At 38.1% G+C, this 12,805-nt stretch carries 23 protein-coding genes and 1 pseudogene; 18 read left to right on the top strand and 6 right to left on the bottom strand.

Annotation, left to right across the window (positions count from 1 at the left end; all coding sequences use genetic code 11):
- From BKK54_RS03300 to BKK54_RS03285, 4 genes and pseudogenes are all read right to left on the bottom strand, one after another.
- Positions 1 to 346, bottom strand: a pseudogene (locus BKK54_RS03300) (DNA replication protein); the annotation flags it as partial.
- Positions 347 to 435: 89 nt separating this feature from the next.
- Positions 436 to 684, bottom strand: a complete 249-nt coding sequence (locus BKK54_RS03295; protein WP_077541490.1) for a helix-turn-helix domain-containing protein — start codon at positions 682 to 684, stop codon at positions 436 to 438.
- A gap of 42 nt (positions 685 to 726) precedes the next feature.
- Positions 727 to 1,170, bottom strand: coding sequence for a YmfL family putative regulatory protein (locus tag BKK54_RS03290; RefSeq protein WP_077541488.1), 444 nt, complete (start codon positions 1,168 to 1,170; stop codon positions 727 to 729).
- A 48-nt stretch (positions 1,171 to 1,218) separates the two neighbouring features.
- Positions 1,219 to 1,413 (bottom strand): helix-turn-helix transcriptional regulator, encoded by a 195-nt coding sequence (locus BKK54_RS03285; RefSeq protein ID WP_077541486.1) that lies wholly within the window; start codon positions 1,411 to 1,413, stop codon positions 1,219 to 1,221.
- A 96-nt stretch (positions 1,414 to 1,509) separates the two neighbouring features.
- Here BKK54_RS03285 and BKK54_RS03280 point away from each other — a divergent pair, with 96 nt between their 5' ends.
- Genes BKK54_RS03280 through BKK54_RS03265 form a run of 4 tightly spaced genes read left to right on the top strand, consistent with a single transcriptional unit; the run spans position 1,510 to position 4,027 of the window.
- Entirely contained in the window at positions 1,510 to 2,169 is a 660-nt protein-coding gene (locus tag BKK54_RS03280) for a S24 family peptidase (protein WP_077541484.1), read from the top strand.
- A gap of 13 nt (positions 2,170 to 2,182) precedes the next feature.
- Positions 2,183 to 2,836, top strand: a complete 654-nt coding sequence (locus BKK54_RS03275) for a helix-turn-helix domain-containing protein (protein ID WP_077541482.1) — start codon at positions 2,183 to 2,185, stop codon at positions 2,834 to 2,836.
- Positions 2,829 to 3,620, top strand: a complete 792-nt coding sequence (locus BKK54_RS03270) for a tetratricopeptide repeat protein (protein ID WP_077541480.1) — start codon at positions 2,829 to 2,831, stop codon at positions 3,618 to 3,620. The genes BKK54_RS03275 and BKK54_RS03270 overlap by 8 nt, the downstream gene beginning before the upstream one ends.
- A complete protein-coding gene (locus tag BKK54_RS03265) occupies positions 3,620 to 4,027 on the top strand; it encodes a hypothetical protein (protein ID WP_077541478.1) in 408 nt (135 codons plus the stop codon). Before BKK54_RS03270 ends, BKK54_RS03265 begins: the two co-directional genes overlap by 1 nt.
- Before the next feature lie 27 nt (positions 4,028 to 4,054).
- Here the strand turns inward: BKK54_RS03265 and BKK54_RS03260 are convergent, their stop codons facing one another.
- On the bottom strand, positions 4,055 to 4,879 hold the full coding sequence (locus BKK54_RS03260; protein ID WP_077541476.1) for a hypothetical protein: 825 nt from the start codon (positions 4,877 to 4,879) through the stop codon (positions 4,055 to 4,057).
- A gap of 237 nt (positions 4,880 to 5,116) precedes the next feature.
- Between BKK54_RS03260 and BKK54_RS03255 the strand changes: the two genes are divergently transcribed.
- Positions 5,117 to 5,392, top strand: coding sequence for a hypothetical protein (locus BKK54_RS03255; RefSeq protein WP_077541474.1), 276 nt, complete (start codon positions 5,117 to 5,119; stop codon positions 5,390 to 5,392).
- Positions 5,393 to 5,545: 153 nt separating this feature from the next.
- Entirely contained in the window at positions 5,546 to 5,884 is a 339-nt protein-coding gene (locus tag BKK54_RS03250; RefSeq protein WP_077541472.1) for a hypothetical protein, read from the top strand.
- Between the two features lie 145 nt (positions 5,885 to 6,029).
- Here BKK54_RS03250 and BKK54_RS03245 read toward each other — a convergent pair whose 3' ends face one another.
- Positions 6,030 to 6,212 carry a hypothetical protein gene (locus BKK54_RS03245; RefSeq protein ID WP_077541470.1) on the bottom strand — a complete coding sequence of 61 codons (183 nt, stop codon included), beginning with the start codon at positions 6,210 to 6,212 and terminating at the stop codon, positions 6,030 to 6,032.
- 11 nt (positions 6,213 to 6,223) lie between these two features.
- On the opposite strand from BKK54_RS03245, the gene BKK54_RS03240 reads away from it, so the two are divergent.
- The 12 genes from BKK54_RS03240 to BKK54_RS03185 all read left to right on the top strand — a co-directional run bounded on the left by BKK54_RS03240 (position 6,224) and on the right by BKK54_RS03185 (position 12,735).
- Positions 6,224 to 6,439, top strand: coding sequence for a hypothetical protein (locus tag BKK54_RS03240; RefSeq protein ID WP_077541468.1), 216 nt, complete (start codon positions 6,224 to 6,226; stop codon positions 6,437 to 6,439).
- 286 nt (positions 6,440 to 6,725) lie between these two features.
- Positions 6,726 to 6,971: a hypothetical protein gene (locus tag BKK54_RS03235; protein WP_077541466.1), complete on the top strand. Its 246-nt coding sequence runs from the start codon at positions 6,726 to 6,728 to the stop codon at positions 6,969 to 6,971.
- A 10-nt stretch (positions 6,972 to 6,981) separates the two neighbouring features.
- Positions 6,982 to 7,230: a hypothetical protein gene (locus BKK54_RS03230; RefSeq protein WP_077541464.1), complete on the top strand. Its 249-nt coding sequence runs from the start codon at positions 6,982 to 6,984 to the stop codon at positions 7,228 to 7,230.
- Positions 7,223 to 7,897 carry an HNH endonuclease signature motif containing protein gene (locus BKK54_RS03225; RefSeq protein WP_077541462.1) on the top strand — a complete coding sequence of 225 codons (675 nt, stop codon included), beginning with the start codon at positions 7,223 to 7,225 and terminating at the stop codon, positions 7,895 to 7,897. The genes BKK54_RS03230 and BKK54_RS03225 overlap by 8 nt, the downstream gene beginning before the upstream one ends.
- A 652-nt stretch (positions 7,898 to 8,549) precedes the next feature.
- Positions 8,550 to 8,804, top strand: a complete 255-nt coding sequence (locus tag BKK54_RS03220; RefSeq protein WP_077541460.1) for a hypothetical protein — start codon at positions 8,550 to 8,552, stop codon at positions 8,802 to 8,804.
- A gap of 12 nt (positions 8,805 to 8,816) precedes the next feature.
- Positions 8,817 to 9,227: a hypothetical protein gene (locus BKK54_RS11985; protein ID WP_244153094.1), complete on the top strand. Its 411-nt coding sequence runs from the start codon at positions 8,817 to 8,819 to the stop codon at positions 9,225 to 9,227.
- A gap of 12 nt (positions 9,228 to 9,239) precedes the next feature.
- The gene (locus BKK54_RS03210; RefSeq protein WP_077541458.1) at positions 9,240 to 9,554 is read left to right on the top strand and encodes a hypothetical protein; all 315 of its coding nucleotides are present in this window, start codon (positions 9,240 to 9,242) and stop codon (positions 9,552 to 9,554) included.
- A 12-nt stretch (positions 9,555 to 9,566) separates the two neighbouring features.
- Positions 9,567 to 10,355: a PD-(D/E)XK nuclease-like domain-containing protein gene (locus BKK54_RS03205; RefSeq protein ID WP_077541456.1), complete on the top strand. Its 789-nt coding sequence runs from the start codon at positions 9,567 to 9,569 to the stop codon at positions 10,353 to 10,355.
- Positions 10,356 to 10,365: 10 nt separating this feature from the next.
- The gene (locus BKK54_RS03200; protein WP_077541454.1) at positions 10,366 to 11,202 is read left to right on the top strand and encodes a hypothetical protein; all 837 of its coding nucleotides are present in this window, start codon (positions 10,366 to 10,368) and stop codon (positions 11,200 to 11,202) included.
- Between the two features lie 58 nt (positions 11,203 to 11,260).
- A complete protein-coding gene (locus BKK54_RS03195; RefSeq protein ID WP_077541452.1) occupies positions 11,261 to 12,112 on the top strand; it encodes a hypothetical protein in 852 nt (283 codons plus the stop codon).
- Positions 12,113 to 12,168: 56 nt separating this feature from the next.
- Entirely contained in the window at positions 12,169 to 12,408 is a 240-nt protein-coding gene (locus BKK54_RS03190) for a hypothetical protein (RefSeq protein WP_077476647.1), read from the top strand.
- 12 nt (positions 12,409 to 12,420) lie between these two features.
- Positions 12,421 to 12,735, top strand: a complete 315-nt coding sequence (locus tag BKK54_RS03185; protein ID WP_077541450.1) for a hypothetical protein — start codon at positions 12,421 to 12,423, stop codon at positions 12,733 to 12,735.
- The last annotated feature ends 70 nt before the right edge of the window (positions 12,736 to 12,805 follow it).

The following is a 12,805-nucleotide window of genomic DNA, read 5'->3' as shown; positions in this document are numbered from 1 at the left end:
CGAAATGACAATTTGACTGCTCCCGAAATGACTCAACCAAATCATCAAATACATCAAAATCAATTCGAAAATACAGGCGGTGCTCTAATCGTTTATTGGTTTCCACAACAACACCAAGCGAACGTAATTTCTCACGCGCAGAGCGTAATTCACGCTCGGTTAATCCCGTTTCGTCCATCAGTTCATCAAGGGTTTTATACACGCCTAACGGATTATCGGTTTTATCGCTCCAGTAATAGAGTTGAGAAAACAGCACCGTTGCCGTTACACCGCCTAAAATACTAGTCAACCCTTTGTAATAAGCGATAGGCTGCCCGATTAAACGTAATGATTCAGAGGCTTTCATCAAAAATCTCCTTGTCTAACTCGGTTAATTTCACTGATAACACTCTCAGCCAGTAAAGGGCTAAAAGCACATCAATTCGGATTGGTTGACTAAATCGTTCCATTGCGTGCCTCCATAAAATACTGGCTGAATCGCTTACCGCTTTTAGGGTCTCTAATGGTTCTTGAGTAAATGTGATAGCCGTTATTGCGCAAATCCAAAATACGTGCAGACAAACGCATACAACCAAATAGCTTTAACGCCTCAAGTGAAGTGATTTTTCCACCGTTTTGCATAAATGCTAAAATTTGTGCATTTTGGGATTGACTTGATTTCTCGTTTAGATTAGTATTTTTCACGTTTATATATTCCTAATTAGCCACGGTTGCCGCCGTGGTTTTTTATTGCCGTCTGTTTAGTAAAATCACACTCTCAATCGAAAGCTGTGTCGCTGTTAAATGTTTGCCGAGAAGACGGCGGATTTTGTCTTCTTCATCGGACGTAATCTCCCCGTCTTGCAAAGCCAGTTCTAATACGGTGTACAACACGCCACGTGCGGATAACTCGTGAAATTGCAGGGTTGAAATTTCCGTATTGTCTAAAGCCTCGCACTCAACGTTTGGCACAAACCGACCACCCGATAAGCGACAAATCTCATCGGTGAAATCCGTTAAGCCGTACTCTTGCTGAATTGCCAACAATTCCTCATTGGTAAAGCGTTGCCCTTTGGTTTGATACAAGCGGTTGTTTAACTGCGCCTCATTCAAACCGAGAAAGCCTGCGACCGCACTTTTACCGCCCGGCACTTTCTCGATCATCTCAATAATCATTTTCTTCATTGCCATAATTTCCTGTGGTTTTTTATGGTTTTCATTTGGGGGAAATCGGGTAAATTACCCTTTCAGAACAGGGAATAAATCTGTCGGCTTACACTTCAGAGCCTGAGCAAGTTTCTTGATCGTTTTTAGGCTTGGCTCTCGTAGGCCTCGTTCGTATAAGCCGATAGCTCCTGTTGTTAATCCAACGGCTTGAGCAAGCTCATTTTGAGATAACTTTGCTTTATAACGATAATCTTTAATTTTATTCACAATAATAATCCAATTTGTATCAGTGATACATATTGTATAGATTGAAACCAAGGAGTGCAAGAGAGTTTTATTGTTTGATAGAGTAGAATTGACAGTATGAGAGAAAAATGGAATGAAATTGTTCGGCGAAGAATTAAAGAAATTAATATCCCTCGCCCAGTATTTGCAGAAAGGGTTGGTATTTCTTCACCTGCCTTAGGTCATTGGCTAAATGGTACAAGAAAACCTAACCTAGAAGATATAGCTAGAATGTTTTATCTACTAGGCATTGATTCTGTTACTTTACACAGTGATGGGTTAGTTTCCTTACAAGAGGTTCACGAGGTTTCCCAAATTGAGGGGGTGGCATTAATTGGTTCTCTTGACTTTGGATTCAAAGAAATGGGAAACGCAACAGAACAGACCCAATTCGTTGCCGAAGAAAAGCGATTATATGTTGATTTTCGTAGTTCTGACCCAAGACCCTATGCACTGAAAATTAAAGGAACAGCACTCATACCTCGTATTCGCAGAGATGAAATTATTGTGGTTGAACCAATGTTAAAACAACCGAGTGTCGGCGATGATGTTGTTCTGATTGTTAAGGCAACAGGAGAATACTTGATAAAGAATATTAACACTTTGGCAGTTAATGCAGAAGACCCACATATTTTTGCGGACATAAATGACAGAACATTACTTTGTGCTTTTAAAAAATGTGAGGTTGATATTCACCCGATTACCGGCATTGTGGGGCAGGATAAGATTGTGAGATAGTGGAAAGATAATAATGAAGTGGAATGAACTTGTTGAGGCAAGAAGAAAATTACTAAATCTCTCACAACAAGATTTGGCAGATCGCCTAGGGGTAACTCAAGGTGCTGTGGGCAATTGGCTCAATAATCGAAGAAAGGGCGACCTTTCAACGATAATGAAAATTTTTCACGCTTTAGAGATGATTGAGGTAACTTTCAATAGTAATAGTGGAAATGTTGTATGCGATTACGAAAGCACTCACAACAATGTCTCCCCTAGAATCAAAATCAAAGGTACTTTAACGTTTAAATCAGAGACAAGTGGTGAATTTGAAGCGTTGGACGAGCGTTATTTTACGTTTTATTCCAATAGCCCAAACACTTATGCCTATCAAGTGCTTGGCTCAAAACTTGAACCCCGCATTGTGAGTGGGGAGTATATTGTGGTTGATCCCTCCGCTAAATTACAAAACTATGATGAAGTATTAATCAAACTTAAAAATAATAAGTATATGATTCGCGTGTTGCTGACAGGTAGGGGAGATGAGTGGCGGTATGCAGACCCTAATACAATGAATCAAGACACAGATTTTAACCCAAGCGAAATAGACACGATGGAATATATCTCTGCTATTGTTAAGCCGCAGAGAACCGTTGAAATGAAAAAAAGCCGAGACACAAATGATTAAATTACCAAAACTGGCAATTAATGAATGTTTTAAGAAAATAATGCAGCTTCAGACCGTCCGTAAGCAAAATCTGCCGGTGTCGGAGGTAGAAGTATCACTTTTACGACAAAAATGTGAAAAATTATTAAAAACAAAACACCGGGATTACGCCTATGCTATAATGGGTTGCACTCATTCTTTGCTAGGTGAAACCGAGATAATGATTTCATATTTTGAAAAAGCCTTAGAAATTAGCCCAAATGATCCACAAATTAATTATAATTATGCTATAGAGCTATTAAATAACTTTCAAGTTCCTCAAGCTATTTCACAATTTCGCAAGGCTGCAGAACTTAACTCGGATCTAGTGTTCTTATTTCCCATTTTGGATTCATTTCTGCAATTAATCTGCATTGATGAAGCGCAATCTGTTTTGGATAAAATAAAATCACAAGTATACTGCAATAAAGAGCTTGGGAAAAACGTTGAAATTAATGCTAGCATTACGGGCAATCAGAATTTGATTAATGGCTATACTCAACTTCCTAAAGGCGATTTAGTACATATTCAAACTTTAATTCATCAATTACATTGTTTGAAAATGAAAAATTACCCTAAAAATATTGCTATTGAGCATACCTTTGATGGCAAAGAAAAGGAATTTGTTTATGCTATTCACGACAAAGTTTCTCCATTAGAGAAAATTTGGCAATTTGATGATGAATTAATGCAAGATTTCATTAACTTTGAAGAGAAACATGATATTCATCTGCCATATTTTACTCTTATGTATCAGGGGGCTTAATGATTACCTCTCAAGACTTACTGCAACGTGGGAAAGCTCTCGCACAACAAGAGGGGGAACTGGCTCATAGGGAAAGTATCAGAATACTTTATTATGCAGTTTATCATCGAATTAAGGAAATCTGCCTGCTATATGGTTATATCTTGCCTTCTTCAAATTCAACAAGCAGCCACGATGATCTGATTGCGGCAGTTAATCCAGATAATAAATTAACTAGCGCCAAAATCGTGGAACAAAAAGCAAAAAGAATGAAAAAACTTCGCAAAGGTGCAGATTATGAGCTGTCTAGAACGATTTCACAGGCTGAACTAAAAACCCAACTTAAGTATGCCGAAAAATGTTGGGGAGAATTAAGTGCAATGGAAAATCAAAAGAAAAAAGCCTCTCATCTAAAAATTGTGAAGTAAAAATGCGGTCGGTCTTGACCGCACTTTTTACTTAATTCCCAAATACACAAAATCCATTATCCCTTTTAATTCCCACACCTCGTTATTTTGATAACTGCTCATTTCCGCCACATAATCCCGATAACGCATTGCAGATTGCTCAAAACTCTCATAAGGTGACGGGTGAATATTGAGTTTCATTCTGCTCAATGCCACATCATAAGCGGTATAGTCTTTTTTTATTATTTCCCGAACCTGTTGTTCATCACATTCGCTGTAATGAGCAATCTGCTCAAGTTTGATTTTATTTCGCTCAACCCACAGTTTCATTCTTTCAATCCCTCTTACTTTAAAGAGCAAGATAATCATTTTCTCAGTGACTTGAAAATCTCGGGGCGATTTCCGATGTAGCGCAATCACCACCAATAATCGAAACCTTGGAGGCAAAAGTTGAAACAATGCCATTACGGCAGGATTACACCCGAAACGGACACGTTGAAAATAATCAATGAAAAAACCGGCATAGATTTTCCCTAAACAAAAAATAGCACGTTGCACTTCTTTTTCTGAAATTGTGCCGGTGTAAAGAGTATGCGTAGCGGAGTTGCCTAAATCCCGAATATATTCAATGGCACGAACCACCGAATAATGATGAGAAACAGTACGATATTCTTCTAAAAATCGGGTGCTTTTCTTATCGCCTAAAGTCAACCTTTCCGATTCCGGCAATTTCATCATCGCCCGTAGCAAAATTTCAGTATATTGACGAATAAGTCCTACCCTTCCCCGATTTGATACGCCCTGAGCATAGAAAATATCATTGATGAGATCGTTCGCTAATGCCTGATAAGTTCGGTTAAATTCATTATTCACGGTGATATCCTTTTCTTCAGCCTAATGAGATGTAAGGTCGTTATTGTAAAACCTCAAATCAGAAAGGCAAGCCAACAAATAAACGATTGATAACATATCAAATCTTGATATAAATCAAGGAAGAACGAACCTGAATTTGTTATTTTTTTATCAGACATAGCCGATACTAAAAGTGCTACGGATCACACAATGTCGCTGATACTCACGGCACTTGTTTTAGTGAAAAGGAATACAACTATGTCAAAACAGCAAAAAAATTTAAACCTAACCGCCCATAGCATTAAAGACACTGATTTGTGGGCTTATGCTATGCTTGTCAAATTGGTGAAAGAACAAGAGCAATTTATCAAACAGGTCTCTCCTGCTTTAGAATTGCTAGGAAGTTCTCTGTCTATTTCTATTGAACCTGATCAAACAAGAAGCGTTCTTCGTATTGCCGAAACGTTGTTACTAGAACATTTCCAATGTATTCAAGATCCTGAAATCAAATCCTTAATTAAAGAGCTTTTCTAAAATCATATACAAAAGCCCTTATTAAAGGGCTTTTGTTTAAAAAACAAGCAATCAAACAAAATGTATCATTTTTATATCCATTTTGGATTGATTTAAATAAATACATTATGTATCATTACCACATCAAAACAAACACCCCAAAGGAAAAACAAAATGGCTTACATCAATCAAGAAATGAAAAAAGCACTTTTATGGGAAGTTGAAAAAGTATTGCCAAAAAGCTGGAAAGTGTCGGCAAGAATTAAAAATTCAATGAAAATCTGCCTAACACTAAAACTTGATAAAAAATCAAAAGCGGAATATGAGGACTACCTCGAAAAAATGGCAGGAGCACAAACCCTACAAGCAAAACAAAAACTAAAAGAAGAAACAAAAGTAGTTTTCCTTATTAACCGAATCAGAGAAGCGTTAAACAGTAAAAACTACGATAACAGCATTGTAGAACAAGATTTTCATCAGGTTAATTATTACAGTGAAGTTTTGATTGCTTAAGAATTTTTACCAAGCCCTTTACGGAGGGCTTGAATAAAGGTTCTAAACCTTTCCACCCGAGCAGGCGAAAGTCGAGAGAAAGCAGAGACGGTGGATTGCTCTTTAAAAATTGAGATGAAATAAAAGCCCCTTGCGGAGCTTTGGATTAAACATAACGAACTGGCGTAAACCCATTTACTTGGCGAACCCTGTAAATTTCATTTTCGCAGTTTTGCCGAGCTAAATGTCCTTGATGACTGGTTGCAATAATATCAACACCCCAAGTTGAATTTTGACACAACCGCCAACGCCATTTGTTTTCATTATCTAAGTAAACTTCAAACCACATAGGAAATCCTTATGACTGAAAAAATACGAAAATTTGCCTTTAGCTACAGTTTCAACGATAGAAGTTGGGCATTAACTATAGGTGCTCAAAACAAAGAAGAAGCCATAGCAAGAGTAAAAGCAATGTCCCAAGCAAACTATGACGGAGAGATTTTTGCCACTATCCCGGTTGCTTCAAATCCTCAATCTTGGTTTGCAAGGTTAATCACTAGATTACTGCAAAGGTAAGTTTATTTCATCTCAATTTATGCTCTTTAAAAATCAAAACCGTAAGAGATTAAGAGATTGTCATACTTAGTCTGCAATCTACGGTAGCGACACAGATTGGTTAAGTGGAATTGGGTTAGCTTGTTATAACCCCCACGCTGAACGGCAGTAAAACAAGACTTATTTCAAACCGTAAACTCTCTTAACTATCAAGAAATTGATTTGAGGGTAACAACGTTACACCGAAATGACAAAGTATTGGATTTATCACATTGTATGCGGTTTGAAATAAGGGAGGAGAGAACCGATGAGTATCACAAAAACAAATCCGGCAAAAAACTTTAAGCGGGCCAAGCGTATTGCATTAAAACAAAGTGCATTAATGGCAAAACCTAAAGGTAGCCGAGTTGAAAAAGCGATTAGCCTTGCCGGCAGAGACAAAAAGCTGATTGATGTCGCAAATTATCACTGCACAAAGGGCAAAATCAAATCAGGTCAAGTCCGAGCCAAAGAACGCCGACAAATAGGTTGTCGGGAGTTGGTGAGGGTTTAGGAGAGTTTATATGAAAAATAAGATAACAGATTTAAACAATTACCTTTTTGAACAGCTTGAAAAGTTACTAGATGATGATTTAAGCGATGATGAACTGAAACGAGAAATTGCCCGAGCAAATGCGGTATCAGGCGTAGCCTCTAATATTATTCAGAACACAAACACTGCTATAAAAGCAATGGCTCTATTTGAAAATAGAGGAATAGAAACGGTAGCACCTGATTTCTTAAGAATTTCAAAGGCTCAGCAAAATGACTGATCGTTTCAAATTTACCGAAGAGCATATTGAATTTATTCGCTTGCATTGGGATAAAAAACCTTCCGATTTAATCAAATTATTTAAACAAAAATTCGGACTAACAAAACATAGAACTGTTTTTCGAAAATTGAAAAAGCGACTTGGCATACCAAGTTTACAACACGCTAACCGCTATACAAAAGCCGAACTTGATTTTATCAAAGAAAATCGACAACTGCCTAGATGTGAATTGGCAAAACAAATGTCAGTTAAATTTGGTAAATCTTACAATTCAAGGGCACTTCAAATACTCTGTACTAAGCGTGCTTGGAAATCAGGTCGAAACGGCAGATTTCAAAAAGGCGATAATTTTGTACCTATCGGAACTGAACGATTATGCGCCTTTAGGAAAATATGGTTGGTAAAAACAGGAATTAAGAGTTATGAAGCAAAGCATCTTTATATATGGCGAAAATATCATGGAGAAATACCAAAAGGTTACGTTATTTGGTTCAAAGATGGGGATACTTCCAACTGCACTCTAGAAAACTTAGAGATGATCACTAGAACAGAAATGTTATGGCGACATAGATTGGAATATAACTCTTTAGCTGATGAACTAAAACCCTCATTTGATACATTTATAAAATTAAGAATGCGTGTAGCCGAATGCAAAAAGAAAAAATAACTTGAGTCTTACAAGCATAAAGAAAGGCAAATGTTGCTGAACATCAAAATCAGCCGTAACCCTTAGCATTTGATAGAGATACGATAACGCCTCTATGGTTTATAGATAAAAAGCTAAGGTAAGCTATAAACTAAAGCAGATTCAGGTACTTGCACTACTTGAAATCGGAGATACTGCGTGCTTTAAGCCGATATTTGCAAGGAAAAGCTCATAAACCCAGTTAGCCTTTCTGTAAAAAAGGCACAATCTATGGGCTTGAGGTGAAACAAGCCTATATTGAGTATCGGGTGCGATATGCCCGCCTAGTAATCATATCGCTTAGTTAGCTTAGTCAGGCTAATGAAAAATTCAAAACAGGGAAAACATTTGGCTAGGCAAATGCCCAATTTTGACATAGGACCTCAAACAATCTAAACGGAATGACAACGGGCAGATTGTGCGACCTTGATAATAGCAGGTGAAATTATCCCCACGCAGTCGAGGGAAAGAGACTGCACATCAAAAACTGCTCTCAAACCCTGTGCGAAGCAATTCGCCCAGTCTTCTTGAATCTGCACCGAGAGCGGTTTTTCATGACATAGAGACCTTGTCTCACTCCGTTTGCCCTCGTATGAGGGCTTTTTTGTACCTGAAATTCAGCAAAGGATGAATTATGTGTGAATGTATCAATGATTACAAATTAAAACTCGCCAAACATTTGAGAAAGCAAGGCATTGAATTGGTTGGTGGTGTATCTCTTAACACAGCATTTCCAACTAGAAATTTTGAAGTTCTTGGAGAAAGAACCGTGGTAGAAGTCACATATGTTGAAAAAGTAACATCAAAAAATGGGAATGTGCGTGAAGTAAAACGTAAAACAAAAATGATTAATGATTACTGTCCATTTTGTGGCAATAAATATGACTAAAGGAAACAAAAAATGAAGAAACGAAAGAAACGCCAAAACCAAAGAAAATGTAGCCAACGAAACCAAACCGCAATGCGCTCTCGCACCGTATTTCTTAACGATCCACCTAAAAAGGACACCATTATGCACAAATCAATCTTTGAATTTCTCGCCTTTCTTGGCAAAGGCGCACTTGTTTTACTCGCCACCGCAATCGTAGTGATTGCCATTTTTAGTGCCTCTCAAGCGTGGGGCAACCCAACCGACTGGCACAATAACGAAGTTAGCGAACAAATTAGCCTTGAAACTCGTTGCGAACTTAAAGGCGGCGTATATGAAAATGGAATTTGCCTACCGCCTAATCTCACACCCCAAGCGGAACGGGAACTCCTCCACTACACCGCACAAAAACAAGCAGAAATTGACCGCACTTTTAAACCCTAAGGAGCAAGCAAAATGAGCCCAACATCTGATGAATATTACGCAATGCTTGATGCGCAATATCAGAGGCGTATTGATGCGATGGCAGGCTATGAAATCGCCCTCGAAGAGGAAATAAAAGCCGTCAAAGCTGAGGCGGAAGATGAAGATGAAAACGTTATCTATGCGATTAATCAATACCATATTGATAACAATGAGGAGCTTGAATTGCACGATTTAGCCTACGGTTCAGGTGCATTTGATAAGCTGATTGAACAACGAGATCGAGCCATTGCCTACGTTGCCAAGCAACGTCTCGAAAAACGAATGAATGAGTATGATCCTGATTAAGTGAGGTGAAAAATGACAGCCACAGTTCTTGAAAATATGTCAAATGCTGAATATCACGCGCATTCGGCAATCAGTAAATCAGGTCTAGATTTAATTGATAAAAGTCCGGCTCATTATTTTTATCGTGAGAAAAAAAGCACACCGGCAATGATATTTGGGTCAGCTTTTCACGATCTCGTTTTACTGCCTGATAAATTCACACAGCTTTATTGTGTAATGCCGGAAGAACTGAACTTGAGAACAAAAGAAGGAAAAGTATTCAAAGAGAAAGTAGAAAGCGAAAATTTGACCGTACTTTCTTACACTGATTATCAGCATATTGAGAAAATGAAAGAAAGTCTGCTTAATCATCCAATGGCAGATAAACTATTAGCACAAGGGAAACCTGAAATTTCTATTTTTTGGCGTGATAGTATCGGCGTTGAATGCCGTTGTCGTCCGGATTTCTTAAATAATAGCGGTATTATTGTTGATTTAAAAACGACAACTGATGCAAGTCCGACCGGATTTGCTAAATCTATCGCTAATTTTCGTTATCACGTTCAGGATGCTTATTATTCAAATGGTTATTTTCACGCTTTTGGTGAACCGCCGAAAGGTTTTGTGTTTATCGCGATCGAAAAAGAACCACCCTATGCCATTGGTGTTTATACCCTTGATGATATAGCAAAAATAGAGGGGGAAAACCGCTTTAAAGCCAATCTCGAAACCTATAAGAATGCTTTAGAAACCAATCAATGGCACGCCTTTAGTCCACAAATTGAAACCTTAAGTCTACCTCACTGGGCTTACCAATCTTAGGAGAATTAAAATGACAAATGCAGTAAATATTTTTGCCCCAAATCAAGATAAAACCACACCACAAAATGCGCTTGTCGCTACGCAATCCGCCCGCGAAAGCCAAGAGGTCCAAGCGATGATGGTCATTGCGAAAAGGTTTCCTCGTGATCCGGTAGAGGCGATGGATCGTATTTTAAGATCTTGCACAAGACAAACGTTAGCTGAAACAGCCGTTTATTCTTATCCAAGAGGCGGACAAAACGTTGAAGGGCCATCAATTCGATTAGCAGAAACACTTGCCCAAGAATGGGGAAATATTCAGTATGGTATTAGAGAACTCAGTCAAGAAAATGGCGAAAGTACCGTTGAAGCCTTTGCGTGGGATTTACAAACTAACACAAGGCAAGTCAAAGTTTTTCAAGTGCCACATATCCGCTACACTAAAAAAGGGAAAACGGTACTCACCGATCCGCGAGATATTTATGAACTTGTCGCCAACAATGGCGCAAGAAGATTACGGGCTTGTATCCTTGGCGTGATACCGGGCGATGTGGCAGAAGCGGCTGTTCACCAATGCTCTCTCACCTTACAAGCTAATGCAGATACTAGCCCAGAGGCATTAAAGAAAATGTTAGAAAAATTTAGTGAATTTGGTGTCACTCAAAAAATGATTGAAACACGTTGTCAATGTCGATTTGATTCAATTCGTCCGGCCCAGATTATCCAACTTAGAAAAGTTTATACGAGTCTAAAAGATGGAATGAGCATCGCTGCTGATTGGTTCGATATGAACACCGGTAGTCAAGCAGAAAAATTAAACGAATTGGTGAATACCAAAGAGCAAAGTAAATCACAAGCCACTGAATAGTGGCTTTTTTATCGGAGTAACTCCTAGAATTTTTTCATACGTTTGCTTGGAGTAAGTTATGACTGAGGATGAAAGAACAAGTTACATTGCAAAACTTGGATCTACAGGATTTCGAGGGGTAAGAACTTGTAACGATACAATGAGACCTCGATTTATGGCCCAAATTGTTATGAGGGAAAATGGACAAAAAGTCTATTACAAAACTGCTCGGTTCGACACTGCACTTGAAGCAGCCATTGCTTATGACAAGTTAGCAAAGCAAATCCATAAAGAAAAGGCGGTAACAAATAAAGATTTAGGATTAATTCACATGGGAAGGGAAAAAGAATTAAGTAAAGACAAAGTAATGGGAGCGATATGGGAAACGGTTAATCTTTGTGATCGACTAAAGCGAATATCTCAAGGTTTCTGTGAACACCTATCCACACAAAGAAATACAAAAGGTAAATTCATTGAATTTGAAAAAATTTCAAAAATTAATATTCCTCAGAATGAGGTGGTTAAGATCATTGAGGAATTGTCAGCAATTGGTTTAATTATTGTTGAAGAGTCAACGAGAAATTATCCACCTAAATTATGGCATGTAAAAATTCAAATAAATGCATACCTTGCAAGAAAGATAAAAGTATTAAGAGAAAAGCATAAACAGGAGAAAAAAATGGCTCAAGAAATTAATTTAACAGATAAATCACCGGAAGAATTACTCGCAATGGCAGAAGAACTTAAGAAATTATCGGAAGCGAAAAAGCAAGAAATAGCCAACGGTGATGTTATCAAAAAAACATTACGCCCGCTCGTACTGAATGCTTTCCAAGCGAAGGGCAAGTTTGAGCGTAAACTCAATGAGTTATTAGACGTATCCACTGAACTTGATAATGCGTTAAATGCACTGCGTGATGCAATGAAATAACCACCGCCCACTTAACCGTGGGCTTTTTATTATACAAAATCCAACAGAGGGAAAATATGGGTCGAATAATTACACAAACTGTAAGAGTAGATACCGAAGTTGAAGTCGATATCGATCTTGATGATTTAGACCTTTCGGAATTTATGCCGGATATTACCTTGAAAGAATTTTTTCGTCACGAATGTGGCGAGCTAACCTTTGTAGCTCTTGAAGCAATGCGTGAGTTGCGGGCATTACAGGGCGAAAAATCCAACCTCATTAAAATTATGGAAGAACTAACCGGTGCTTATGTTTAGGAGAAAGAAAACGTGAACGAAATACATATCAGCCTACCCTATTCCTTTTTCGCTGAATTGTTTGGAAAGTACATCCACGACAATTTTAATCACAGAAAACCGAATAGACTGCGAGCCATCGAGCAGGTAAAAAAATACTGGCTACTCTTAGATAGCGAACAACGGGAATTCATTATTAAACAGGCGACCAAACAAGCCCGATATTATGATGAATTTAAAGAGTTGTTGGATTGGATAGAAGTACGCCGCAATCAATACCAACCGACACCACAACCGCTCAATGCGTTTGTTGAGTTGCCGGTAGTAAAACAAAATAGGGAGAATTAACTATGTTTTGGTTTAAAAATGCGATTATCTATCGTTTAACCAAGCCACTTGATTGGGATTTAACACAATT

Source organism: Rodentibacter genomosp. 1 (assembly GCF_001999285.1).
Lineage (GTDB): Bacteria > Pseudomonadota > Gammaproteobacteria > Enterobacterales > Pasteurellaceae > Rodentibacter.
Note: the sequence above shows the minus strand (reverse complement) of the source record. Positions and strands in the feature narration are given on the sequence as shown.